23 protein-coding genes are annotated in these 25418 nt (G+C 57.4%); 10 read left to right on the top strand and 13 right to left on the bottom strand.

From position 1 onward, the window contains the following. Window positions 1-62: 62 nt before the first annotated feature. Window positions 63-1973: a molecular chaperone DnaK gene (dnaK, locus tag ABLN94_RS09275; protein WP_352991812.1), complete on the bottom strand. Its 1911-nt coding sequence runs from the start codon at window positions 1971-1973 to the stop codon at window positions 63-65. Between the two features lie 212 nt (window positions 1974-2185). Between dnaK and ABLN94_RS09270 the strand changes: the two genes are divergently transcribed. Then, the gene (locus tag ABLN94_RS09270; protein WP_352991811.1) at window positions 2186-2788 is read left to right on the top strand and encodes an alpha-ketoglutarate-dependent dioxygenase AlkB family protein; all 603 of its coding nucleotides are present in this window, start codon (window positions 2186-2188) and stop codon (window positions 2786-2788) included. On the opposite strand, the gene ABLN94_RS09265 is transcribed toward ABLN94_RS09270, so the two are convergent. After that, entirely contained in the window at window positions 2785-3606 is an 822-nt protein-coding gene (locus ABLN94_RS09265; protein WP_352991810.1) for an ABC transporter permease, read from the bottom strand. The genes ABLN94_RS09270 and ABLN94_RS09265 overlap by 4 nt on opposite strands. 122 nt (window positions 3607-3728) lie before the next feature. On the opposite strand from ABLN94_RS09265, the gene cysQ reads away from it, so the two are divergent. The 7 genes from cysQ (at window position 3729) to ABLN94_RS09230 (ending at window position 11714) form a co-directional block, all read left to right on the top strand. Beyond that, window positions 3729-4526, top strand: coding sequence for a 3'(2'),5'-bisphosphate nucleotidase CysQ (gene cysQ / locus ABLN94_RS09260; RefSeq protein ID WP_352991809.1), 798 nt, complete (start codon window positions 3729-3731; stop codon window positions 4524-4526). Then, entirely contained in the window at window positions 4526-5326 is an 801-nt protein-coding gene (locus ABLN94_RS09255; RefSeq protein ID WP_352991807.1) for a 3-deoxy-manno-octulosonate cytidylyltransferase, read from the top strand. The genes cysQ and ABLN94_RS09255 overlap by 1 nt, the downstream gene beginning before the upstream one ends. A gap of 67 nt (window positions 5327-5393) precedes the next feature. Beyond that, a complete protein-coding gene (gene galE / locus ABLN94_RS09250; RefSeq protein WP_352991805.1) occupies window positions 5394-6377 on the top strand; it encodes a UDP-glucose 4-epimerase GalE in 984 nt (327 codons plus the stop codon). A gap of 7 nt (window positions 6378-6384) precedes the next feature. Beyond that, window positions 6385-7422, top strand: a complete 1038-nt coding sequence (locus tag ABLN94_RS09245) for a glycosyltransferase family 2 protein (RefSeq protein WP_352991803.1) — start codon at window positions 6385-6387, stop codon at window positions 7420-7422. A gap of 168 nt (window positions 7423-7590) precedes the next feature. Further along, on the top strand, window positions 7591-8577 hold the full coding sequence (locus ABLN94_RS09240; protein WP_352991801.1) for a glycosyltransferase family 2 protein: 987 nt from the start codon (window positions 7591-7593) through the stop codon (window positions 8575-8577). Continuing rightward, window positions 8574-10274, top strand: coding sequence for a beta-1,6-N-acetylglucosaminyltransferase (locus ABLN94_RS09235; RefSeq protein ID WP_352991799.1), 1701 nt, complete (start codon window positions 8574-8576; stop codon window positions 10272-10274). The genes ABLN94_RS09240 and ABLN94_RS09235 overlap by 4 nt, the downstream gene beginning before the upstream one ends. Before the next feature lie 6 nt (window positions 10275-10280). Further along, complete coding sequence (locus ABLN94_RS09230; protein ID WP_352991798.1) at window positions 10281-11714, top strand: nodulation protein NodH; 1434 nt, start codon at window positions 10281-10283, stop codon at window positions 11712-11714. Here ABLN94_RS09230 and ABLN94_RS09225 read toward each other — a convergent pair. The 8 genes from ABLN94_RS09225 to ABLN94_RS09190 form a co-directional block, all read right to left on the bottom strand. Further along, window positions 11711-12229, bottom strand: a complete 519-nt coding sequence (locus tag ABLN94_RS09225) for a L,D-transpeptidase family protein (RefSeq protein WP_352991797.1) — start codon at window positions 12227-12229, stop codon at window positions 11711-11713. The genes ABLN94_RS09230 and ABLN94_RS09225 overlap by 4 nt on opposite strands. 63 nt (window positions 12230-12292) lie before the next feature. Then, window positions 12293-13078, bottom strand: coding sequence for an ion transporter (locus ABLN94_RS09220; protein ID WP_352991795.1), 786 nt, complete (start codon window positions 13076-13078; stop codon window positions 12293-12295). 20 nt (window positions 13079-13098) lie between these two features. Then, window positions 13099-14328: a class I SAM-dependent RNA methyltransferase gene (locus ABLN94_RS09215; protein ID WP_352991793.1), complete on the bottom strand. Its 1230-nt coding sequence runs from the start codon at window positions 14326-14328 to the stop codon at window positions 13099-13101. Between the two features lie 57 nt (window positions 14329-14385). After that, window positions 14386-16218 (bottom strand): ABC transporter ATP-binding protein, encoded by a 1833-nt coding sequence (locus ABLN94_RS09210; RefSeq protein WP_352991791.1) that lies wholly within the window; start codon window positions 16216-16218, stop codon window positions 14386-14388. Beyond that, on the bottom strand, window positions 16215-18053 hold the full coding sequence (locus tag ABLN94_RS09205; RefSeq protein ID WP_352991789.1) for an ABC transporter ATP-binding protein: 1839 nt from the start codon (window positions 18051-18053) through the stop codon (window positions 16215-16217). Before ABLN94_RS09205 ends, ABLN94_RS09210 begins: the two co-directional genes overlap by 4 nt. A 191-nt stretch (window positions 18054-18244) precedes the next feature. Then, window positions 18245-19399 (bottom strand): CCA tRNA nucleotidyltransferase, encoded by a 1155-nt coding sequence (locus ABLN94_RS09200; protein ID WP_352991787.1) that lies wholly within the window; start codon window positions 19397-19399, stop codon window positions 18245-18247. Further along, window positions 19396-20001 carry a CoA pyrophosphatase gene (locus tag ABLN94_RS09195; protein WP_352991785.1) on the bottom strand — a complete coding sequence of 202 codons (606 nt, stop codon included), beginning with the start codon at window positions 19999-20001 and terminating at the stop codon, window positions 19396-19398. Before ABLN94_RS09195 ends, ABLN94_RS09200 begins: the two co-directional genes overlap by 4 nt. Next, window positions 19985-20962 carry an Hsp33 family molecular chaperone HslO gene (locus ABLN94_RS09190; RefSeq protein WP_352991783.1) on the bottom strand — a complete coding sequence of 326 codons (978 nt, stop codon included), beginning with the start codon at window positions 20960-20962 and terminating at the stop codon, window positions 19985-19987. Before ABLN94_RS09190 ends, ABLN94_RS09195 begins: the two co-directional genes overlap by 17 nt. A gap of 76 nt (window positions 20963-21038) precedes the next feature. On the opposite strand from ABLN94_RS09190, the gene ABLN94_RS09185 reads away from it, so the two are divergent. Next, on the top strand, window positions 21039-21485 hold the full coding sequence (locus ABLN94_RS09185; protein ID WP_352991781.1) for an NUDIX hydrolase: 447 nt from the start codon (window positions 21039-21041) through the stop codon (window positions 21483-21485). A gap of 2 nt (window positions 21486-21487) precedes the next feature. Here the strand turns inward: ABLN94_RS09185 and ABLN94_RS09180 are convergent, their stop codons facing one another. After that, window positions 21488-22777 carry a PP2C family protein-serine/threonine phosphatase gene (locus ABLN94_RS09180; protein WP_417750514.1) on the bottom strand — a complete coding sequence of 430 codons (1290 nt, stop codon included), beginning with the start codon at window positions 22775-22777 and terminating at the stop codon, window positions 21488-21490. A 132-nt stretch (window positions 22778-22909) separates the two neighbouring features. On the opposite strand from ABLN94_RS09180, the gene ABLN94_RS09175 reads away from it, so the two are divergent. Then, window positions 22910-23239: an Hpt domain-containing protein gene (locus ABLN94_RS09175; protein WP_352991779.1), complete on the top strand. Its 330-nt coding sequence runs from the start codon at window positions 22910-22912 to the stop codon at window positions 23237-23239. On the opposite strand, the gene ilvA is transcribed toward ABLN94_RS09175, so the two are convergent. Both ilvA and ABLN94_RS09165 read right to left on the bottom strand, forming a co-directional pair. Continuing rightward, window positions 23236-24462: a threonine ammonia-lyase IlvA gene (gene ilvA, locus ABLN94_RS09170; protein WP_352991777.1), complete on the bottom strand. Its 1227-nt coding sequence runs from the start codon at window positions 24460-24462 to the stop codon at window positions 23236-23238. The genes ABLN94_RS09175 and ilvA overlap by 4 nt on opposite strands. Window positions 24463-24520: 58 nt before the next feature. Next, on the bottom strand, window positions 24521-25288 hold the full coding sequence (locus tag ABLN94_RS09165) for a hypothetical protein (protein WP_352991775.1): 768 nt from the start codon (window positions 25286-25288) through the stop codon (window positions 24521-24523). Window positions 25289-25418: the final 130 nt, after the last annotated feature.

Here is a 25418-nt window from a genome sequence, read left to right as displayed (position 1 = left end):
CTGCCTCAACGTAATCGGGCCGGCCCGGCAACCGGACCGGCCCGAATTGGCCCGGTTACCCGTTAGTTACGTTTGTCGTCGTCCAGATCTTCGAACTCGGCGTCGACGATGTCATCATCACCGGCAGGCGCTTCGTCTGCTGCGGCAGGCTCATCTTCACCTTCTTCGGCTTGCGCCTTGTAGATGGCCTCACCCAGCTTCATGGCCGCTTCGGTGACGTTCTGGATGCCGGACTTGATCTTGTCGGCATTCTCAGTTTCCAGTTCGTCTTTCAGCGCGGCAATCGCCAGCTCAATGGCTTCGATGGTGGTCGGGTCGACCTTGTCGGCATGCTCTTCCATCGACTTCTCGGTCGAGTGGATAAGGCTTTCCGCCTGGTTCTTGGCGTCGACCAGCTCGCGGCGTTCCTTGTCGGCTTCCGCGTTCTCTTCGGCGTCCTTGACCATCTTTTCGATGTCCTCGTCAGACAGACCGCCCGAGGCCTGGATAGTGATCTTCTGCTCTTTGCCGGTGCCTTTGTCCTTGGCCGAAACCGAGACAATGCCGTTGGCATCGATGTCGAAGGTCACCTCGATCTGAGGCATGCCGCGCGGTGCGGGCGGGATTTCTTCGAGGTTGAACTGACCCAGGATCTTGTTGTCCGCAGCCATTTCACGCTCACCCTGGAACACGCGGATGGTCACGGCGTTCTGGTTGTCCTCGGCGGTCGAGAAGACCTGAGACTTCTTGGTCGGAATGGTCGTGTTGCGGTCGATCAGGCGGGTGAACACGCCACCCAGCGTTTCGATGCCCAGCGACAGCGGGGTCACGTCCAACAGAACCACATCTTTGACGTCGCCCTGCAGAACACCGGCCTGAATGGCGGCGCCCATGGCAACAACTTCGTCCGGGTTCACACCTTTGTGCGGCTCTTTACCGAAGAATTTGGTGACCTCTTCGATCACTTTCGGCATCCGGGTCATACCACCGACCAGAACAACCTCATCCACGTCGCCAGCCGACAGGCCCGCGTCTTTCAGAGCAGCCTGACAGGGCTTCATCGACTTTTTGATCAGGTCGCCAACCAGCGATTCCAGCTTGGCACGGGTCAGTTTCATGACCATGTGCAGCGGCTGACCGTTCGAGCCCATCGAGATGAACGGCTGGTTGATTTCGGTCTGCGAGGTCGAGGACAGCTCGATCTTGGCTTTTTCAGCGGCTTCTTTCAGACGCTGCAGGGCCATCTTGTCGGCGGACAGATCGACACCGTGTTCCTTTTTGAACTCATCCGCCAGATAGTTGACGATGCGCATGTCAAAGTCTTCACCACCCAGGAAGGTGTCACCGTTGGTCGACTTCACCTCGAACAGGCCGTCGTCGATTTCCAGAATGGTCACGTCGAAGGTACCGCCACCAAGGTCATAAACCGCGATGGTTTGGGTTTCTTCCTTGTCCAGACCATAGGCCAGAGCGGCGGCGGTCGGTTCGTTGATGATCCGCAGCACTTCCAGACCGGCGATTTTACCGGCATCTTTGGTGGCCTGACGCTGGGCGTCGTTGAAGTACGCCGGAACGGTGATGACCGCCTGCGTGACTTCCTCACCCAGATAGCTTTCCGCGGTTTCCTTCATCTTGCCCAGAGTGAAGGCCGAGATCTGGCTTGGGGAGTACTTGTCGCCACGCGCTTCAACCCACGCATCGCCATTGCCGCCATCAACGATAGCGTAGGGCACCATTTTCTTGTCTTTTTCGACTTCGGCATCATCCACACGACGACCGATCAGACGCTTGACGCCAAAGATCGTGTTGTCGGGGTTGGTGACCGCCTGACGTTTCGCAGGCTGACCGACCAGTCGCTCATCTTCGGTGAAGGCGACGATCGAGGGCGTGGTCCGCGCCCCTTCGGCGTTCTCGATGACCTTCGGCTGCGAGCCGTCCATGATGGCCACGCACGAGTTGGTGGTTCCGAGGTCAATCCCGATTACTTTTCCCATATGTTCAATCCCTTTCTCTTCAAGGCGATGTCCCGAGGTCCGGACCCGTTATGGCACCCGGCCCCGATCTGATATGCGCAACAGCCCTACACCATCGCGCGTCCCGGCGTATATAAGGGCGGGATCAGGGGCCTGCAAGCGTTGTAAAACGCAGGTTTTCGGGAATCTGTGGCCTTTTTAGCAAGGTTTTGGCAACGATCGGGGAATCTCGGATGGCGCGACTGCTATTGCGCGGATTTGATATCAGGAAATCCTGGCTGGACGGGCCAGCGCAGGCGCAGCTGATCGAGGCTTTGCGCCCGATTCTGAAAACGGCCCCGTTGTTTCGACCAGTGACGCCATCGGGCAAGGAAATGTCGGTGCGTATGACCTCGGCCGGATCGCTCGGCTGGGTCACCGACAAGGCAGGGTACAGGTATCAGCCGCAGCACCCAAAAGGAGCAGGGTGGCCAGCCATCCCGGCCCCTATCCTGGATATCTGGCGAGAACTGGGCAGCCCCGATCGCGACCCCGATTGCTGTCTGATCAATTACTATGGTGAAGGCGCCCGGATGGGGCTGCATCAGGACAAGGACGAGGCCGATTTTTCCTGGCCTGTGCTGTCAATCTCATTGGGTGATGACGCTTTGTTCCGCATTGGCAACCAGACCCGCGGAGGCAAGACTGAATCCATCTGGCTGAACTCCGGCGACATAGTGATCATGGGCGGACCCGCCCGATTGACCTATCACGGCGTCGACCGCATAAGGTTCGGCTCCTCGAAACTGCTGCCCAAAGGCGGCCGGATCAACCTGACCCTGCGTGTAGCCAGCTAGCGACGCGCATTCCAGCTTTGGGAAACATGCTGTCGGGAAAAGAAAATCCCCAGCAACCCAATCATCAACAAAGCCAGACCCACCCAAACCGCATATTCCCAGCTTGTATTGCGCGGAAAATAGTTACGAAAAATAAAGCCACGGCACTGGTCGATGATATGAAACAACGGGTTCCATGCAAACATGGCCAGCATGGCGCCCCCCAGAGCATTTGCAACGAACATCTTCCCCGAAAAGAACATATTCACACGCCTAAACACGTTTTTCAGAATTGTAACCGTGCCGGGAAACCAAGGACTCAGCGCCATAAACACCACCCCGATTGCACAACCCGTAAACCAGGCCAACACGAACATCGCAAAGGCTCCACCAGGATCCTGGATCTCAATCGGTGAGACTGTGACACTGTAGAGAAACAGGATGATGATGATCGACATCGTCTGCGTGTAAAGCATCCCGAATGCCGTCGCCAACAACACCACCATCATATTCATAGGTGAATGCAGCATCATCGGGTTGTTACCGGTACTGACACCTGCAATCGCGCCGACAGATTTGATATGCGTGATGAACAGAAACACGCCCGACAAGAGGAAGAGAATAAATTCCCCCCGGATCTTAGCGACACGCGGACCCAGGAACGACATGATTATGTAAAACACCGCCACCAGGGCCAGGACTTGGATAATATTGACGATAATCGCCAGAACCGCGTTGTGATGCTGTGACCGCACGCTGCGCACCACGGCATGGAATACCAACTCGACCGTCGTAAATGCGCCGCCCAGCAATGTCCGGTTTCGCTTGAAATAATACACCCGAAGCGTCTTTCCCGTGATTTCGCCTGCAATCTGCCACGAATTTCTTGCCGTTCCGTAACCGGCACATCATAAGGCCGTTAGGATATTCGATCAACAAATCACCGGAACGGAGCATTTTTGTGACCTATGACGCCCTCATTCCCGTTATTCGACGTCTGGCCTTGGAAGCGGGCGACAAGATCATGGAAATCTATAATTCCGATGATTTCGACGTAAAGGTCAAATCCGATTCCAGCCCGGTGACCGAAGCGGATGAGGCGGCTGATGCTCTGATCTCAGCCGGTCTGCGCGAGGCTTTCCCGGGGACCCTGCTAGTGACCGAGGAACAGGCGGCATCGCATTCCGAGAAAGGGGACACCTTCCTGATCGTCGACCCGCTGGACGGTACCAAGGAGTTCATCAACCGCCGCGGTGATTTCACCGTCAATATCGCACTGGTTGAAAACGGTGTTCCGACCCGCGGTGTTGTCTACGCTCCGGCCAAGGGGCGGATGTTCTACACTCAGGCAGATGGTCAATCAGTCGAGGAAACCGGCGCGCTGGACAGAGCGCAGGCAGGGGACGTGACGCCGATTTCAGTCTCTAAACCGGATAATTCGGCGCTTTTGATCGTCGCATCAAAATCCCACCGCGATCAGGCGACTGAGGATTACATCAATAAATACCAAGTGAAGGACAGCAAGAGCGCGGGCTCGTCGCTGAAATTCTGCCTGGTGGCCACGGGTGAGGCTGACCTTTATCCCCGTGTCGGTCGCACGATGGAATGGGACACTGCTGCAGGCCATGCGGTCCTGGCCGGTGCAGGTGGCGAGGTGGTGCGCTTTGATGACCATTCACCGCTGACCTATGGCAAGGACGGCTATGCAAACTCATTCTTTATCGCCTACGCTCCGGGTGTTGAACTGAAGGAAGCCTGATGTCCGTTCTGATCGCCATTCCCGCCCGTTACGCCTCGACCCGCTATCCTGGAAAACCGCTTGTGCCGCTGACCGGGGCAAACGGCAAAGCGATGACGCTGATCGAACGATCGTGGCGCGCGGCCTGTTCCGTCTCGGGTGTTGATAAGGTGGTTGTGGCCACCGATGACGATCGCATCCGCGAGGCGGCCGAGGGGTTCGGGGCTGAGGTGGTGATGACCTCGGAAAACTGCCAAAATGGCACTGAGCGCTGCGCCGAGACCCATGCGAACCTTGGCGCGGGGTATGAGATCGTTGTGAACCTGCAGGGTGACGCGCCGCTGACCCCGCACTGGTTTGTCGAAGATCTGATCACCGGTCTGCGCGCCGCACCCGAGGCCGAAGTGGCCACACCGGTGCTGCGCTGCGATGGTGACGCGCTGAACAGCCTGCTGAACGACCGCAAGCATGGGCGCGTTGGTGGCACCACTGCAGTTTTCGCCGCCGACCATAGTGCGATGTATTTTTCAAAAGAGGTTGTCCCCTACACCGCCGAAACCTATGCCGGTGAAGACGCAACGCCGGTTTTCCACCATGTCGGCGTCTACGCCTACCGCCCCGATGCGCTGGCAGCCTACCCCTCATGGCCGGTCGGCCCACTCGAAAAACTGGAAGGGCTGGAACAACTGCGCTTTATGGAAAACGGCCGCAAGGTTCTATGCGTTGAGGTCGAAGCCAAAGGCCGTCAGTTCTGGGAGCTAAACAATCCGCAGGATGTGCCCAAACTAGAAGAAATGATGGCCGCAATGGGGTTGGATTGATCCCTTATCCCATGTTTTGGGTAAGACCATCCAGATAGCCCCGCTTAATTTGCCTTTGGACGATTAGATGACGAACATTCTCGTAACCGGCGGCGCCGGGTATATTGGATCCCATGCCTGCAAGGCGCTCGCCCAGGCTGGCTATACACCTGTGACCTATGACAACCTGATCACCGGTTGGCAGGACGCGGTGAAATTCGGCCCGTTCGAGCAAGGCGACCTGCTGGACCGCGTCCGGCTGGATGAGGTCTTTACCAAGTATCAGCCCGCCGCCGTCATGCATTTCGCGGCCCTCAGCCAGGTGGGTGAGGCGATGTCCCAACCCGGCAGATATTGGGCCAATAACGTTACCGGTTCCCTGAACCTGATCGAAGCTGCCGTTGCAGCAGGGTGCCTGAACTTTGTTTTTTCGTCGACCTGCGCCACCTATGGCGATCATGACAACGTGGTGCTGGACGAAAACACGCCGCAGGAACCGCTGAACGCCTATGGAGCCTCGAAACGGGCCATCGAAGATATCCTGCGGGATTTTGAGGCCGCGCATGGACTGAATCACGTTATCTTCCGCTATTTCAACGTGGCCGGGGCCGACCCAGAGGGGGAAGTGGGTGAGTTCCACCGCCCTGAAACCCATCTAATCCCACTGATGCTGGACGCGATTGACGGTAAACGTGACGGACTCACTGTCTTCGGCACTGATTACGACACGCCCGACGGGACCTGCATCCGCGACTACGTGCACGTCTGCGATCTGGTCGACGCCCATGTTCTGGGGCTGAATTGGCTGGAACAGGACAAGGGCAGCCGTGTGTTCAACCTGGGCACCGGCTCGGGCTTTTCGGTGATGGAGGTGATCAGCCATTCCAAAGCCGTCACCAATCGCGAAGTGCCCTATTCCGTTGGCCCCAGACGCGCCGGGGATTGTACCAAGCTGGTTTCGGGCTCGGTCCGTGCTGGGGAAGAGCTGGGATGGACGCCAAAAAGATCAACGTTAGAGACGATGATTGGCGATGCCTGGCGCTGGCATCAGAACGGCTACTACGAGAAATGAGCCTCCGTTGACCGATACCGCAACCGATAAACTTCCGCCCATCGGATGGGTGCAGAGATACCGGTTGCGCCTGAAACGGCGGCGGCTTCTGTGGCAATCTTTTCGCAGCCGCCATCAACTTTCCAGCCTCCGCGATCAAACCGCGCGGATCAGACCGGGAAACATTCTGACCTTTACCACCCTGCGCAACGAAATCACCCGGATGCCGTGGTTCTTTCGTCACTATCGCGCGCTCGGGGTCGATCATTTCCTGATCGTCGATAACGGCAGTGATGACGGCTCGGTCGACTATTTGCTTGAGCAACCGGACGTGTCGCTGTGGCAGACCTCGGATAGCTATCGCGCCTCACGCTACGGGCTGGATTGGCTGACGTGGCTGCAAATGCGCTACGGCCATGACCACTGGACCCTGATGGTCGATGCAGATGAGTTGCTGATCTACTCCGATTATGACAGCACATCCCTTCACGATCTGACCACTGCACTGGACCGACAGGGCCGCACTGTTTTCGGTGCGTTGATGCTGGACCTTTACCCCAAGGGCCCGCTGGGCGCACAGCCCTACGATCCCGAGACCGACCCAACCAAAATCCTGAGCTGGTTCGATCCCGGTCCCTATCGGGCACAGCGGCAAAGTCCACTGGGCAATCTTTGGGTACAGGGCGGTGCGCGAGAACGCATGTTCTTCTCCGACCGGCCACGGCATTCACCCACGTTGAACAAGATTCCGCTGGTGAGATGGTCACGGCGGTATGCCTTTGTGAACTCGTGCCATTCGGCCCTGCCCCGCCAGATGAATGCTGGGTATGACGGGCCGGGCGGCAGGAGTCCGTCCGGCGTGTTGCTGCATACCAAATTCCTGCCCGAAGTGGTCCACAAATCCAAAATCGAAAAGGCACGGCGCCAGCATTTTCACGACCCGGACGTTTTTGGGACATATTATGATGCGATTGGAAATCGTCCCGATATGTGGACGCCGGATTCAATTCGGTTCGAAGGCTGGGCTCAGCTGCAGAATTTGGGGCTAATGGGGAAACTTGTCTGAAACGCAGCATATGTGACTAACGAAATCTAAAGTCGTTGCCTTGAAAGATGCAAAGATGGCATAAAACGACAATTGCCCGGCACCACTCTGGACCATCCAGCCCCCGGGCAAGCTCGCGTAACAAAAAAAGGGCAGTGCGAACGCGTGAGTCTGTTGGATTCATATCGGATGAGATTGCGGCGCAAGCGTCGTCTTGCGCGTTGCCTGCGTAAACGGCGGGAACTGAAGCCGGTATCGGACAACACCGCCAATATCCGCCACGACGATATCCTGTTAATGAGCGTTCTTCGGAACGAAAAGATCCGCCTGCCCTATTTTCTGGATTATTACAGAAAGCTGGGTGTCGACCATTTTCTGTTTATCGACAATGATAGCGATGACGGCACGCGCGAGTATCTGGTCAGTCAACCTGACGCTTCGGTCTGGCATGCGCGGGCCAGTTACAAACGCGCCACGTTCGGTCTGGATTGGTCGAATTACCTGCTGCGAAAACACGCACACGGCCATTGGGTTCTGACCGTCGATCCGGATGAGTTCTTCATTTACCCGTTCTGCGACACCCGCCCGGTTCGCGCGCTGACCGATTGGTTGGACGGTTGCGCAGTGCGCAGCTTCGGCACAATGCTGATCGACATGTATCCGCAAGGCCCGGTGGACGCGGAACCCTATCGCGAGGGTCAGGATCCATTTGAGATCGCTCGCTGGTTTGATTCCGGCAACTACATGATCACCAAGAATCCCGCGTATAAGAACCTTTGGATTCAAGGTGGCCCCCGCGCGCGCGTTTTCTTCCGCGACAACCCCGCGAAGGCACCAGCACTAAATAAGATCCCACTGGTGAAATGGGACAAGCGGTATGTCTATGTCAGCTCGACCCATTCGCTGCTACCGCGTGGGTTGAACCAGGTGTATGACGAATGGGGCGGCGAAAAGACCAGCGGCGCGCTACTGCATGCCAAGCTGATCAGCACGTTGGTCGAAAAAGCCTCGGAAGAAATGCAACGCCGCCAGCACTACCGCCGTTCAGGGGAATACCGTGCCTATGCCGAAGGGTTGGGTGACAAGCCGGTGTTCTGGTGCGAGCGATCCGAGGAATATATCAACTGGCGACAGCTTGAGATTCTGGGCCTCATGTCAAAAGGAAACTGGGCATGAACCGTCTTGGCGTCATCATGCTGGTCCATACCGCGCTGCATCGGGCTGCCCAGGTCGCGCGCCACTGGACAGCTTCGGGGTGCCCGGTGGTGATCCATGTAGACCGCAAAGTGCCCGCGCATACCTATTCCGAATTCATCACCGCCTGCGCAGATGATCCGCTGATCAAGTTCTCAGAGCGCCATGTTTGCGAGTGGGGCAGCTGGGGCATTGTCGCGGCATCGCAATCCGCGGCCGAACTTATGCTCGAAGCGTTTCCGGATGTGCATCATGTGTATTTGTCCTCTGGGGCTTGTCTGCCACTTCGGCCGGTGGATGAGTTGATCGCATATACCGCAGACCGGCCCCGCGTCGATTTCATCGAAAGCGCGACCACGGCCGATGTGAGCTGGACCATCGGTGGTTTGGATCAGGAACGCTTTACACTGCGATTTCCGTTTTCGTGGCGCAGGAATCGCAAACTGTTTGACATCTACGTAAAGTTCCAGCGCGCCGTCGGCATGCGCCGTAAGATCCCCGATGGATTGGTGCCGCATATGGGCAGCCAGTGGTGGTGCCTGACCCGGCAGACCCTGTCAGCCATTCTGCAGGACCCAAGGCGTCAGATTTACGACCGCTATTTTCGCCACGTCTGGATTCCGGATGAAAGCTATTTCCAAACCCTGGCGCGGCTCTATTCCACTCATATCGAAAGCCGATCTTTGACTCTGTCCAAATTTGATTATCAGGGGCGGCCTCATATCTTTTATGATGACCATTTGCAGTTGCTGCGCCGGTCCGACTGTTTCGTGGCCCGCAAAATCTGGCCGCGTGCGGATCGACTGTACCAGGCCTTCCTGACCGATCAGAACACCGCGATGAGGCCAGCCGAACCCAACCCGGGCAAGATCGACCGGGTGTTTTCCAAAGCGGTCGAGCGTCGGACTCGCGGGCGTGACGGGCTGTATATGCAGAGTCGCTTTCCGCGCCACGGCAGTGAAAACGGTCTGACCTCATTCCCATATTCGGTATTTCAAGGCTTTACCGAACTGTTCGATGATTTCGAACCCTGGCTGCGTGAAGCTACGAGTACTCGCGTACACGGGCATCTATTTGCTCCGGAGCGCGCCAAGTTTGCCGACGGTGACACTATAACCAATGGTGCGCTTAGTGATTGCCCCGTGTTGCGAGACTATAATCCGACGGCTTTTGTCTCGAACTTGATCTGGAACACACGCGGCGAAAGGCAATGCTTTCAATTCGGACCAGCAGACACCCAACAGATCAACTGGTTTCTGGCCCGCGACAAGAACGCTCAGATCTCGGTCATTACCGGGGCCTGGGCCATTCCGCTGTTCCGGTCGAACATGAATTTCGCCGACATCCGCAACGAGGCTGCCCGCCTGCAACAGATCGAAACCAAGCAGCTTGAAGTTCTGAACTCAGTCTGGACAAAAGCACGGGTGCGTACGTGGTCGCTGGCAGAATTCGTGGAATCCCCGATGGAACCGTTGCAGACCGTGATCGAGGAAATCGGCACCAAACACGCCAGCCACCTGACCAAAGCCCCGGTAATGGTCGATCTATCAGGTTTTGGGCAATTCCTGCAGAACCTCAAGAACCAAGGCATGCACCCCTATCTGATGGGAGATTTCCCAACGGATGACGTGTTTGGTACGCGGGTTCGACCGTTCAAGAAACCTTATCTGGTCCAATAGCCCGCCATGACATCCAGATTTGACTATTTCATCGTTCTCGCCGCCATGCGCACCGGGTCAAACCTGCTTGAGTTCAACCTGAACGCGCTTGAAGGCGTTGCGTGTCATGGTGAAGCGTTCAATCCGCATTTCATCGGCCGCCTCAAATCCGAAAACCTGCTTGGTGTGACGTTGGAAGAACGCGACAGCGACCCACTGAAACTGGTGGACGCAATCAAAGGGGCCGAGGGCAAACTTAACGGTTTCCGCTTTTTTCGAGGGCATGATCCTCGTGTGTTAGAGCCTGCTTTAACCGATCCTCGCTGCGCCAAGATCATTCTGACGCGGAACCCGTTGGACAGCTATGTTTCCTTGCAAATCGCCCGAGAGACCAAGCAGTGGCAGCTCAAGAACGTCAAACGACGCCGCGAGGCTCAGATTGAATTCGATGCACAAGAGTTCGAGAAATACCTGGATCAACAGCAGGAATTCCAACTCCTGTTGCTCAATACTTTGCAGACAACGGGGCAGACCGGGTTTTATATCGCCTATGACGATCTCAACAATCTGGACGTCCTGAATGGTCTGGCCAAATGGTTGGGTGTTGAGGCGCGGTTGACAGCGATCGACGACACGATCAAGCCGCAAAACCCCGATCCCGCCTTGTCCAAGGTGACAAACCCAGAAGAAACCGAACGGGCTTTAGCCGGGATCGACAGTTTCAACCTGCATCGAACGCCAAATTTCGAACCCCGTCGCGGCCCGGCAGTTGGCTACTATGTCGCCACCCCCGAGACATCCCTGATGTATCTGCCGGTACGCAGTGGGATAGAAGGGTCAATCGTTCAATGGCTGGCGCATTTGGACAAGGTCCGCACTGACCAACTAATCACCAACCAGAACCGCAAACAGATAAGACGTTGGCTCCAGACTCATCAGGGGCACCGGAAGTTCTCTGTGTTGCGGCATCCGCTGGCGCGGGCACATTGGGCCTTCTGTTCTTATATCCTGAGCACCGAACCCGGCGCATATTTGAAAATCCGAAACATGCTGCGCAACAGGCTCAAGATTCCAATCCCCGGTCAACTGCGCCCTGACAACTACCCTGTCGACCAGCATTATGAGGCGTTTTCTGCCTTCCTGATCTTTCTACGTCAGAACCTTGCAGGGCAAACCCCGGTTCGGGTCGATGGGGTTTGGGCCAGCCAATCTCAGATATTGGACGGTATCGCCCCGTTCGCCATGCCTGATCTGCTTCTGCGAGAAGAGGAAAGTGCAACGGTGCTACCCGAACTGGCGCAACGCATGGGGCATGCAACACCACCTACACCTGGGCACAGCACGGCGGATGTCCCATTCACATTGGAAGACATCTATGACGCAAAGCTGGAATCACTGGCAACTGATGTCTACCAGCGCGACTATATGCAGTTCGGGTTCAGCGACTGGAAACCGTGTTAGGGGCGCAGCGTGATCAGCGTGCCTTTGTTCACCATCGCATAAATCTCTTCGATCTCGTCATTCTTGACGGCGATACAGCCTGCAGTCCAATCCGGTGTCTTTTTGGCGCGTTTCAATTCCGAGCGCTTTTTCGGCTGACCATGGATGAAAATGTCACCACCCGGATCCACTCCGGCCTGCACGGCCTGCGCGATATCATTTGAGTTCGGGTAGGAAATCCCCAGAGACAGGTGATACCGGCTATTGGGGTTGCGACGGTCAATCAGATAGCTGCCCTCCGGCGTGCGGCCATCACCCCGTTGGGTCTTGGTACCGGTCGGCGCAAAACCCAGATCAACCTTATATTCCTTGAGAATGGTTTCATTGTGCAGAAGATACATCTTCCGCGCGCCCTTGTTGATGACCAATGAAGTCACCTCGGGGCCATCGTAAGTCAGAAATCTCGGGCTGGCCGAGGCACAGGCCGAAAGGCCCAGCGTTGCCATAGCGCCCAATCCAAATGCTCGACGATCCATGTTCACTGCCTGCTACTGCTCATTTTTTTTTCAGCATTATGCCAGAAAGCTGAAAAACTGAAATCACTTTTTACTGTGTTGCTGCTCGGTCAGGCGGCGCTCGATGCTCTCAAGCCGTTCCAGAACCTCGTCGCGGTAAGCATCGGTTTTCACCTCATCCTCGGCGTGGTGTGCATCCTGCATCGAGTTCACGATCAAACCGACCAGAAGGTTTACCACCGCAAAGGTGGTGACCATGATGAAGGGCACGAAGAACAGCCAAGCATAGGGATAGACCTCCATCACCGGGCGCACGATACCCATGGACCAGCTTTCCAGCGTCATAATCTGGAACAGAGTGTAGGCCGAAAGGCCCAGATCACCGAACCAATCCGGGAAAGAGACCGAGAACAGCTTGGTCGAGATCACCGCGCCGATATAGAACAGAATCGCCATCAGCAGGAAGACGCTGGCCATGCCCGGCAGGGCCGAGATGAAGCCTTCGACCACTCGGCGCAGGCGCGGCGCGACCGAGATAACGCGCAAAACCCGCAGGATTCGTAGCGCCCGCAGCACTGACAGCCCCCCGGCGCTGGGGATCAGGGCTATACCCACGACGATAAAGTCGAACACGTTCCAGCCGCTGACAAAAAACCTCCGCCCCGTCGCCACCAGTTTCATGGCAATCTCAGCCACGAAGATGGCCAGGCAGATGCTATCCAGCGTTACAATCAAGGGGCCTGCGGCCTCCATCAGGGTCGGAGAGGTCTCCATCCCCAAAAGAATTGCATTGAAGATAATGACGCCGGTGATGAAACGGCCAAAAGTGGGATTTTCAATGATGCCCAGAAGGCGTTGATTGAACCCCATATCAAAATTCTCCTGTCTGCTCATGTTGCGGACCTCAATACAAACCGTGCGGCAAGTTCTGTGTGTGACGACCATCGAAATTGGTCGACCACCTGTACCCATTCAAGGGTGTAGCCCGCGTTAACTAGCGTTTTTGCATCCCGTGCGAAGGTGACCGGGTTGCACGAGACATAGGCGATCACCGGGCGCTGCGCTTGCGCCAGTTCCGCCACCTGCGCCTCGGCCCCGGCACGGGGCGGGTCGATGACCACGGCGTCAATGGTTTTCAACTCATCCGGCATCAAAGGGCGTCGGAAAAGATCGCGTGCCTCAGTTGTGACCCGCTTCAACCCCTGCGCCCGACGCCAGCCCTGATCCAGAGCCTCCGTCATCGCGGCGTCACTCTCCACCGTATGAACTTCTGCGGTTTCAGCAAGGGGCAGTGAAAAGGTTCCGCTGCCCGCAAACAGATCCACGATACGCTTCGCGCCCTGAGTAGCCTGCAAAACAGCCTGTAATAGAGCCTGTTCTCCGTCTGTCGTTGCCTGCAGAAATGCTCCCGGAGGCGGCACAACCGCAGCCACCCCGAAACGTTGCACCGGAGGCTGGCGCATGGCGATCACTTCGCCATCCCAGCTGAGCCGCGCCAGCCCGTGTTTTTCGGTCGCCTGTGCCAAGGCTAGTTCAAGCGGGCCATCCAGAGGTTTGCCGCCTTTGACCGCCACATCCAACCCACCTTCGGACAGGGTCAGCGTCACCGCCAAAACACCTTTTCGGCTTCCGCCCAGCAGAGCCAGCGCTTCGGCCACTGGAATGGCAGCGATCAGATCAGGGTCCAACAGGTGACAATCTGAAATTTCGGTGATCGTGTCCGAGGCACGGCCATGAAACCCTGCCAGTGTGCCTTTCTTGGTCCGACGCACTGCAATGGTCGCTCGGCGGCGCGACCGTTCTGGCGAGGTGTGGATTGGACGCATCTCGGCCTTCAACCCTTGCGCAGCCAATGCATTGCGCACCACCTCGACCTTCCAGTCGGCCACAAAATCATCCGCGGCGTGCTGCAACTGGCATCCGCCGCAGGCTTTGTAATGACGGCAGGGCGCTTTGACCCGCTGGTCCGATGGCGCCTCAACCCGGATATCGGTCAGCAATTGGCCAACCAACGTGCCGCTGACCACCTCACCCGGCAGGGTGCGTGGGGCGTAAACGGGACCCTCGGCGATGCCGTCGCCCTGATGGCCCAGGCGGGTTATGGTGAACTGCTGCGTCATAGGGGGCCTGATACCGGGGCTTTGACCGCAACAAAACCCCTTTGCGCGGATTGCGCGCTATTCGGCGGCTTCGGCCTGAATGAACCCGCCCGATTGACGATGCCAGAACCGGGCATACAACCCGCCCTGCTCCAGCAGCGCATTGTGCGTGCCGGTTTCAACGATCCGCCCCTGATCCAGGACAACGATCCGGTCCATCTCGCTGAGCGTGGACAGGCGATGTGCGATTGCCAGTACGGTTTTGCCCTGCATGACCCGGTGCAATGCCGCTTGGATCGAAGCCTCGACCTCGGAATCCAGTGCCGAGGTCGCCTCATCCAGCACCAGAATCGGCGCGTCCTTCAGAATGGCGCGGGCCAGCGCGATCCTCTGCCGCTGTCCGCCGCTGAGCTTCACGCCGCGTTCACCCAGATGCGCGTCATAGCCCTTGCGACCATGGGCATCTTGCAGGCTGAGGATAAACTCATGCGCTTCAGCCTTCTTTGCCGCCGCGATCATCTCATCCTCGGCGGCATCAGGCCGACCATACAGGATGTTCTCGCGGGCCGAGCGATTGAACATCGCGGTTTCCTGCGTAACCATGCCAATCTGGCCGCGCAAACTGTCCTGCGTCACCTGTGCAACATCCTGCCCGTCGATGCGGATAGCGCCCTTTTCCCCGTCATAGAGCCTAAGCAGCAGTGAAACTAAGGTCGACTTACCAGCCCCTGAGGCCCCAACGATGCCCAGTTTTTCGCCCGGGTGCACGGTCATGCTCACGTCAGACACACCGCCCACATCGCGGCCGTAGGCAAAGCTGACATGGTCGAAGTCAATCTGCCCTTCGGTCACGGACAGTGCGATGGCATCTGACGCATCCTCAATCCGGTCGCGTTTGGCCAGCGTCTTCATGCCGTTCTCAACCTCACCAACATTGGCATACAGTCCCATCAGCGTAAAACTGACCCAGCCGGTCATCTGGGCGATACGGATTGAAACCGCACCTGCAGCCACGATATCCCCCGCCGTCGCGATCCCGTTCCTCCACAGCAGAAGTGTCGCCCCGATCAACAACACTGGCAGCACCCCGGCGAGCACCATCAGGATAAAGCGGAAACTGGCGGACAGCGCTCCAAAGGCGAGCATTTTTTCCCGCAGATCCACCATGGAATTGCGCGCCGCCTGATCCTCGAACGCGGAATGGGCAAATAGTTTGACGGTTTTGATGTTGGTGATTGTATCGACAACCTGCCCCGACACCATCGCCCGCGCTCCGGCTCGTGCCGCTGAGCGTTTGCGAATGCGCGGCAGGTACCAACGGATCAATAGGAAATACACCACCAGCCAAGCAGCAAAGGGCAGCATAACCAGCGGGTGAATAGACCCTAATAAAAGCAAAGAACCCACAAGCGAAGCCAATGCAAAGACAATCGCGCTGATGGTTTCCGACACGACTGAGGCCAGCGCATTCGACGTCTGCATCTGTTTTTGCGCAATCCGCCCGGCGAAATCATCGTCGAAATATGTGACCGACTGACCCAGCGTCCATCGATTCAGCTTCGCCAAAACCAGCGGTGGCACATTCGGCATGACAATGTAGTTGTTCGTCACTGACGACAGGCCAAACAAGGCCGGGCGCAACACCATGAAAAAAACCACGACACCAATAAGCATCCATAGGCTGTCGCCCGAGAAAAACCCTTCGGGCCCAGTCTCGGTTGCCAGATCGATCACCAATCCCAGCATCCAGGCCGTCCCGGCCTCCATCGCGCCTGCCGAAGCCGAGAAAAAGGCGGCGACGAAGATCATCGGCCAAGCCCCTGACAGGCACCAGCGAATAAACGCCCCCAGCGTTTGAGGCGGGGGCGTTTCAATGTGCTTGAACGGGTTTACAAGGTCGGCAACCTTCATTCCGCAGCCTCCGGGTTCAGGAAGCCGCCAGACTGCCGCGCCCAGAACTGGGCGTAAAGCCCGCCCTGCGCCAGCAGTTCGGAATGCCCGCCCTGCTCCACAATCCGACCGCCATCCATGACCAGAATGCGGTCCATCTGCGCAATGGTGCTCAACCGGTGAGCGATGGCGATCACTGTTTTACCTTGCATCATGCCGTAGAGGGTTTCCTGTATCGACGCTTCGACCTCGGAATCTAGGGCAGATGTCGCCTCGTCCAACAGCAAGATCGGCGCGTCTTTCAGAATTACCCGCGCCAGCGTCACTCGCTGCCGCTGACCACCGGACAGCTTCACGCCCCGCTCACCCACGTGGGCGTCATAGCCGGTGCGTCCTTGCGGGTCTTGCAGATCGAGAATGAACTCATGCGCCTCGGCCTGTTTGGCGGCAGCGATCATCTGCTCCTCAGAGGCGTCCGGACGACCGTAAAGGATGTTGTCGCGCACCGAGCGATGTAGCAACGCGCTGTCCTGCTGCACCATGCCGATAAGGCTGCGCAGACTGTCCTGAGTAACCTTGGCGATATTCTGATCGTCGATCAGGATTGCACCTTGCTCGACGTCATAAAACCGCAAAAGTAGCTTTACTAGGGTCGATTTACCGGCACCTGAACGCCCTATCAGACCGATCTTTTCACCGGGGTGAATGGTCAGGTTGATGTGGTCCAAGCCGCCGGTTTTTCGACCGTAGTGGTGCGAAAGGTCGCGGATTTCAATCTGACCTTTGTTCAATTCCAACGGCTTGGCATCCGGCGTGTCCAACAAGTCGATGGGCTGAGCAATCGTCTCCATACCCTCGGCCACCACACCAAGCTGGCGGAAGAAGCTGGTCAGGGCCCACATAATCCATCCCGTCATCGCGTTCAGCCGCAGGGTCAGTGCGGTTGCGGCTGCTACCACACCGACCGAGGCGCTGCCCTGCATCCACAAGGCAATCGCCCAGCCGACCACACCTACGATCAACAGACCGTTCAGCGTAACCAGAACCGCATCCATGACCGTGAAGATGCGCATCTCGATCTGGAAGGTCCGGCGGGTTTCCGCGATGGCTTCGCGAGCGTAGTCCAGCTCTTGCTCATCATGGGCAAACATCTTGACCGAGTGGATATTGGTATAACTATCCACCACCCGCCCTGTAACAGCCGAGCGCGCATCCGACGCCGCCTTGGACGCCGGACCAACCCGCGCCACTGTCCAGCGCACCAGTAGGGCATAGAGCGCAAACCAAATGAGCAGCGGCAACAACAGACGCGGATCAGCAGCCATCAGCAGGAACGCCGCGCCGACCAGGTAGGCCAGTGAAAAGGAGATGGCGTCAAACACTTGAAACGCAGCCTCACCCGCAGCGGGCGGCGTTTGCATGATCCGGTTGGCGATACGGCCCGCGAAATCATTCTCAAACCACCCCACCGATTGGCGCAGCACGTGCTTATGCGCGCGCCAGCGGATGATGGTACCAAAGTTCGGCAGGATCGTATTGTTCAGCAGCAGCACATCAACCACATGCAGCATCGGGCGCAGCAGCAGAACAAATACCGCCATCAGGATCAGTTCGGTCCCATGCGCCTGCCAGACCTCAGCCGGGGGGCCGGACAACAGATCAACCACCCGACCCATATAGTAGATCAGCCCGACCTCAACCGCCGCGACGATGACCGAAATCAGCGCGGTCCAGAAAAACACCCGCATAAACGGCCGCGAGTAATCCAGCATAAACGGCCACAACCGCGTGGGCGGCGTGTCGGTCTCGGTATAGTCAGCAAAAGGGTCAACGAGGTTTTCGAAATAGCGAAACATGGAGAGTGCTCCGATTGAGCAGATAATAGGTCATGCGAACAAAGATGGCGCCAGAACACCACCCGAACGGGTCAAAGTGTTCCGGCTTTAGCCGAACCAGATCCCGTAATACATTCGCATCCCTCCGTTCATGTGACAGGCGCACGAAACCACAAAGAAGTTGATTTGTCATCCCCTTTTGAGACTTCGTGTCAGTTGCCCAGCAATTCCTCGCGAGTCAGGGCAAAGCCCGAGGCGATCCACTTGGCTTCCAATTCGGCCAGTTTCTTACCCAGCGCGGGGCCGGTGAAATCGGGGATCAGATCGGTGGCTTTGATCGGGAAATCAGCAGCGGCCCCTTTGCGCAGGGCCTGTCGCAGGTCTTCGCTCCAGGGCTGTTCTAGAAAGGCGCAGCGCAACAGGGTTTCGTGCAACCCGCCTTCCTCTCCATAGCGGAAGCCCAGCTCAGCAACGCTGGCTGTGCCGGATGCCTCATCCCGCATGCGGGTCAGCCGTTGCAATTGCGCTTTGCTGAGGCGCAGGGTCTTGGCGATCTCGGGCGTTGCAATCGCGGCCAGACGGCGGATCGGCTCGGGTTCGGCCCCGGCCTGTTCCTCCAAGGCGATCAGAGGCGCCAGCGCTCGGTCCTCAGCCCCGGGCAACAGCTGCGCAAGAACACCCGTCTGACGCATCGCAGCAATCGAAGGCGCTGGATCTGGCGCACCTAGCAGTTTCAACAGCTCGGCCCCCACACGTTCACGCGACAGCCCTGCCAACCCGTCCAGATTGGCCGCGATCGCCGCTAGGGCGTCCGGATCAAATCCAACTTCGGCATCGCCATACCAAGCGTGAAATCGAAAGTACCGCAACGAACGCAGGTAATCCTCGCGGATACGGTTTTCTGCTGTTCCGATGAATTGCACGCGCCGTGCCTGCAAATCGGGAAGCCCGTCCAGGGGATCCAGCAAAGTGCCGTCCGGCCGTGCGTAGATCGCATTCATGGTGAAATCACGTCGCGCGGCATCTTCTTCTACCTTGTCGGAAAAGATCACAACGGCCCTTCGACCATCCGTTTCCACATCACGACGAAAAGTAGTGATCTCATGCGGGGCGCCTCCGCTGACGACTGTAACAGTGCCATGGTCGATCCCTGTTGGGATCGCCTTGAGACCCGCCTCCTGCGCCAGCTCCATCACCCGTTCAGGGCGCGCATCGGTGGCGATATCAATATCCGAGACCGGCGCGCCTAAAAGCGCGTTTCGGACACAACCGCCGACAAACAGAGCCTGCGCCCCTGCATCCGTCAGGGCCGCGCAGACTTTTTGCGTGGCCGGGTCAGAAACCCAAGCCTCCGTTAATTGCGTCATTCACTCACCCGCGCGGCCAATCCCCGCAACATTCGCGCTGTCGCGCCCCAGATATAAAAGGGACCGTACGGCACCGTAAAATAATATCGTTTCTGACCACGCCAGCGGCGTGATTCAACGATATAATTCGCAGGGTTGAGCACATGTGCAAGCGGAACCGAAAACACCTCATCTACTTCACCCGGTTCCGGGATTGGCTGGAAGGGTTGGCGCAGGATCGCGACAACGGGTGTCACAGAAAAAGACGTTACAGTTTCATGGGCTGGTAGATGACCCAATACCTCGGGCAGCTCCGGCGGTAGGCCGATTTCCTCCTGCGCCTCACGCAGAGCAGCGGCGGTGACATCTTCATCCCCTTCGTCCTGTTTGCCACCGGGAAAGGCAATCTGGCCGGGATGTTGTTTCAGGGCCGACGACCGTTTCGTCAGGATCAAACGCGGCGTGTCGTCCGCCAGCGTGATTGGAACCAAAACGCCAGCCGGTCTGAGCTTGCGCCCTTCCGGCAGCACAGTTTCCGGGTTCAGGTCGAAATCGCTCGACCCGTGGCCGGGGCGGCGCAGGGCCGCCCTCAGCTGTTCTGATGGATCAGGCTTCGTCCGCATCAAAGCCGACCGTCCCGGGTTCCAGTACATAATGGGCACCGCAGAACTGACAATCGGCGGTCACCTTGCCCTCAGGCGTGGTCATCTTTTCGATGTCTTTGGCCGAGTAGATCGACAGGCTTTGCCGCACGCGCTCTTCCGAGCAGGTGCAGCCGAACTGCACCGATTGCGCGTCAAAGACACGTGGGCTTTCCTCATGGAACAGACGAATAAGCAGGTCGGTCGGCGCCACTGACGGGCCGATCAGCTCCAAATCCTCGACCGTATCCAACAGGATGTTTACGCGGCCCCAGTTTTCACCCTCTTCACCCTCTACCAGGTCTTCGGCGGTGAGAATCTGGCCCTCACCGTCTCCGCTGGCGACAAAAGGCGACGCTTTAGGCATATGCTGCAACATGATTCCACCCGCGCGCCAATGTTCGCCTACACCCGGTTCGGTCGATTTCCCAAAACTCAAGGAAAACCGCGTGGGCAGCTGTTCGGACTGTGCAAAATATGCTTCGGCACAGGCGCTGATAGACCCACCGGCCAAAGGGGTGATCCCCTGATAAGGCTGCGTGCCCTCGCCCTGGTCAATCATGATTGCAAAATACCCTTCGCCCACTTGATCGAACGGCGCACCATCTGTCAGGCGCTCGCGGTCGAAACTGGCATAGGCGCGGATGCGGGCTGGCTCGCCTTCAACCTTCGGCGCGTAGTAGTCCGTTGCAATCATGCGAACCGGACCTTTGGACTGCACCTGCAATGACAGTTTCCACCGCAGCGAAATAGTCTGGCCGATCAACGCGGTCAGCAAGGCCATCTCGGCCACCAGGGCCTCGACCTTTTCCGGGTAGTCATGCTGTTTCAGGATGCCGTCCAGCACACCGTCCAGACGGGCCACGCGGCCGCGCATATCCGATACATCGAGTTGAAAGGGCAGGACGGTGTCGTCCCACGCGATTTTCGTTCCAAGAGACATGGGGTTTCCTTACACGCCACGGGTTGGCATACCGGCACCATATAGGTCGCAGAGATTGGGTTGTAAGGGGCCATACATGATCAGGCGGTTTGGTGAAACCCCGGAAACGGGACGGACATATACACGCAGACCGGGAGTTTACGCCCTGCTGCCGCAGGGAAAGGACCTGCTGGTAACGTGGTATGACGATGGCATGAACCCCGAATTGCAACTGCCAGGCGGCGGCATCGACCCCGGCGAATCCCCCATTACCGCACTGCACCGCGAAGTGTTCGAGGAAACTGGCTGGCTGATCGCCGCGCCCCGTCGGATCGGCGCGTTTCGGCGGTTCACCTATATGCCCGAATATGACCTTTGGGCCGAGAAGATCTGCATGATCTTCAGCGCTCGTCCCGTCCGCCGAATGGGGCCGCCCAGTGAAGCCTTCCACGAGGCATTGTGGATGGAGACCTCGGACGCGGTGCAGATGTTGGGTAATGCCGGCGATCGTCACTTTGCCAACCGGCACCTGAACGGGCTTTAGTTTCAATTATACTCAAAGAACACGGCGGATACGTCGTCATCCATACCACTGCCGGGGCTCATGGCCTGTGTCAGGCGCCAGAACATATCATCGAGAAACTCGGTCCCGCTGCGGCCAGGAGCACAGTCCAACGCCATTTTTCGCAGGCCCTCTTCTTCCAACAACCCGCCATCGGCTAGCCCGCACTCGGTAAAGCCGTCCGAATACAGCAGCAGTTTGTCCCCTGGTTTAAGATATGTTTCGATCTGCTGGAACGACACATCCGGCAGCAACCCGATGGGCAAACCGCCTTCGCCCAGAAACTCGGTGCTACCATCGCGGCGCAGTACAAGGGGATGCGGGTGCCCGGCCTGCACCATTTTCAGATGCCCGTTGCGCAGATCGACAATTGCATAAACCATGGTGAAATACTCTTCGACGCCCGCATCAGCCATCAGGCGACAATTGAGCATCTCGGCCACCTGTTCTGGCGGCAACAGCGCGTAGAATTTGTCAAAACGCTTTTCCATCGCCACGTTCTGCTCGAAGTGATTGCTAGACAGATACCCCCCCAGCCGCGCGGTCATCATCGCCGAGGTGATACCGTGGCCCGACACGTCGATACTGTAGAACCCCAACCGGTTGACCCCGGGAGAGAACATGCCCACCAGATCTCCACCAATATGGCCGCAGGGTTTCAGCAACATGCTGACCCGTGACTTGCCGAATTCACGCGTCAGTTCCGGCACCAGCGAGTCCTGAATTTTGCGGGCCTGCATCAGGTCCTTGTCGATGGCATCATGCGCCACGCGCAGTTCCTCAAGCGCGGTTTCGATCAACCGGTTCTTCTCAGACAGCTCGCGTTGCATATCCAGAATACGCGCCCCGGCTGAAATGCGCGCGCGCAGTTCGTCGACTTCAAGTGGCTTGATCAGAAAATCATCAGCCCCGGCATCCAGCCCCCGCGCCACCTCTTGCTTTTCGCTTTTTGAAGTCAGAAGAATGAAATAGCTGTACTGGTCGCTATCCAACGCACGGAACGCGCGGCAGAATTCAAGCCCGCTCATTCCCGGCATGATCCAATCGCTGAGCACCAACTCTGGCGGGTCCTTGGCACACATCTCGATGGCGATATCACCACTGTCAGCCTCAAGCACCTCAAAGCCCCATTTCTTGAGCGAGGCCACCAGAATCCGCCTTTGCAGGCGGCTGTCATCAACGACCAGCACCTTTTGGATCGCGCCAAAATCCAGTTCTGCCCTGGCCTCTGCCTGACTTCCCTCTGCCACTTGAACCCTCTGCACTGCGCACATCACTGAACGTGGCGACCCTAGCCCGCGTGGGTTTAACATCCCGTGAAGGCGGGTTTTTCCTATTGATTAACCTGCTCTTTACCGGCCTCGGGCTACCCAAATCAGGTCGCGATATGTGTGGAGAAGCCGAACATGATCGACTGGTCCAGGGTCAGACAACTGCGAGATGAGATGGGCGCAGGCGAATTCGACGAGGTTGTAGAGATCTTTCTGGACGAGGTGCGAGAAACCATCGACCGGCTGCACAAGGACACAGACCGCCTTGAGTTCGAGCAGAACATGCATTTCCTCAAAGGCAGTGCGCTGAGTTTGGGGTTTGATCGGTTCTCGAAACTCTGTCAGGACGGGGAACGCGTTGCGGCGGCCGGTGAGGCCGCTGAAGTTGATTTACCCGCCATCCTGCAGGTCTACGACGAATCCAAGGCTGTATTTATCGCGGAAAGAGCCGCGAACCTAACCTAGATCACAAACTGTGCCAGCGTTTCGTCCTCGGTAATGTCGGTGTAAGTGAAACCAGCTTCATCCAGATGGGCGAACAGGCGGGCGAAGTTTTCAGGCTTGCGGGTTTCGATCCCGATCAGGACCGAGCCGAAATTGCGCGCTGACTTCTTCATGTATTCGAACCGGGCGATATCATCCTCGGGACCGAGAATTCCCAAGAATTCCTTCAAAGCGCCGGGGCGCTGCGGTAGGCGTAGGATGAAGTACTTCTTAACGCCGGAATACCGCTGCGCTCGTTCCTTGACTTCAGGCAGGCGCTCGAAATCGAAATTGCCGCCCGAGGTGACACAAACTACGGTTTTGCCGCGAATAAAGCTCTGCACATCCGCCACTGCCTCAATCGCCAGCGCGCCAGCGGGTTCAAGAACAACGCCTTCCACGTTCAGCATCTCGATCATCGTGGTGCAGATCCGATCCTCGGATAGAACCAGCACGTCCGACAGATGGCGATCCTTGAGCAGCTCAAAGGGTTTTGCCCCGATTTTCCCAACTGCCGCGCCGTCAACAAAGTTATCCACGTGGTCCAGCGCCACTGGATGCCCCGCCGCCATCGCTGCGTGCAGGCAAGCCCCGCCCTTGGGTTCGACAAACAGGCAGTGTGTCCGATCCCCGAACCACGTCGCCACGCCCGAGGACATGCCACCGCCGCCCACCGGCAAGATCACGTGATCGGGTAGCCCGCCCAACTGCGCCTCGATCTCGACGGCCAGCGAAGCCTGCCCCTCGATCACGTCCTCATCGTCAAAAGGTGACAGGAAATGCCCGCCCTGCTGCGCGCACCATGCCTGCGCGGCGGCCAGCGTGTCGTCGAAATAGTCGCCGGTCAGGTGGACCTCGATATTATCGCCACCAAAAATACGGGTCTTCTGGATTTTCTGCTGTGGCGTCGTCACCGGCATGAAAATTACGCCCTTCACGCCCAGATGCTTGCACATGAACGCCACACCCTGCGCGTGGTTGCCCGCGCTGGCGCAAACGAACAGGTCCTGCCCCTGCTGCTTGCGCATGGCGTTGAACGCGCCGCGGATCTTGTAGGACCGCACCGGGCTCAGGTCCTCGCGCTTGAGCCAGATATCCGCGCCATAGCGGTCGGACAGATGGGCATTCCGCTGTAGCGGTGTGGGCGGAAAGACTGTGCGCATCGCCTGTTCGGCGGCGCGGGCGCGGGTCATGAAATCACTCATGACCGTGTCAGTGCCGCATCACCGCCGAAAGGGCAAGGAATACATATGTGTACGCGGGTCAGGTTAGCTCGCGTTTTTCGACGAAGACGCCATACATTGTCGTAAAAATACTCACATTGATCATCGGCAGGACCAGCACTCCAAAGAACACTGTCAGCAAAATCCCCAAAACCGGAATAATCGCAAGCACTGTGAAAACAAGTTGTACAACCAACTGGAACAGGAATGCCACAATAAGCAGAACTATCAGCGCACCCGCGGTGCCGGTCGTGCTATTCCAGGCTTCACCAATAGTTACAGGATGACCAATCGCCGCCGCTGGAAGAATGATGGTCAGCCGGTACATGCAAACAGCCAAAAAAAGCATGTATGCCAAGATCAGTATAATCGCCAAAACCGGCGAAGTTTGAACCAATGCGCCAAGAAGCAGGCCACCCGGAATCCAGGCGATTGCCATCAACAATCCAAGCAGAATAGCACGCCCTAGATACGCGAGAATGCGATCAAAGCGGAAAGTTGGAAAAATACCTTTGGGATATTCTTCCAACAGAATAAAGCGGTGCCAAGAAACGGCGATCCAGAACATTGTTACAAAGATCACCACGATCAGCCCGAATACCAAAAGCAGCACCGATCCTGCCGAGACGCCCGGTGGCAGTTCGCCTGAATCCGCTTCAAAAGCTTCTAGGGGAATACCCGACACCATAAACAACGCAACGATCAAAGCTGTAGCGATCAAAGCGGGGCTAACTGTGATCTGAAGTACCTGTTTGAGGTTTCCAAAAACCATCCGCACCGAATGCACAAAAATCTGCCATCCCAACATTACAAAACTGCCCTCTCAACCAATCCTTGTTTAATACACGCATGTTTCACCCCAATTCCCGCCTTGCGTCAACGCAGATAACTTGCCCCCGCTTTCAAAACCCGTTAGGGGCCAAGCGTTCTACGCATAA

This window comes from Ruegeria sp. SCP11, from assembly GCF_040329455.1.
In the GTDB taxonomy this organism is placed as follows: domain Bacteria; phylum Pseudomonadota; class Alphaproteobacteria; order Rhodobacterales; family Rhodobacteraceae; genus Ruegeria; species Ruegeria atlantica_E.
The sequence above is the reverse complement of the archived record's forward strand: the minus strand, read 5'-3'. Positions and strand labels throughout refer to the sequence as shown.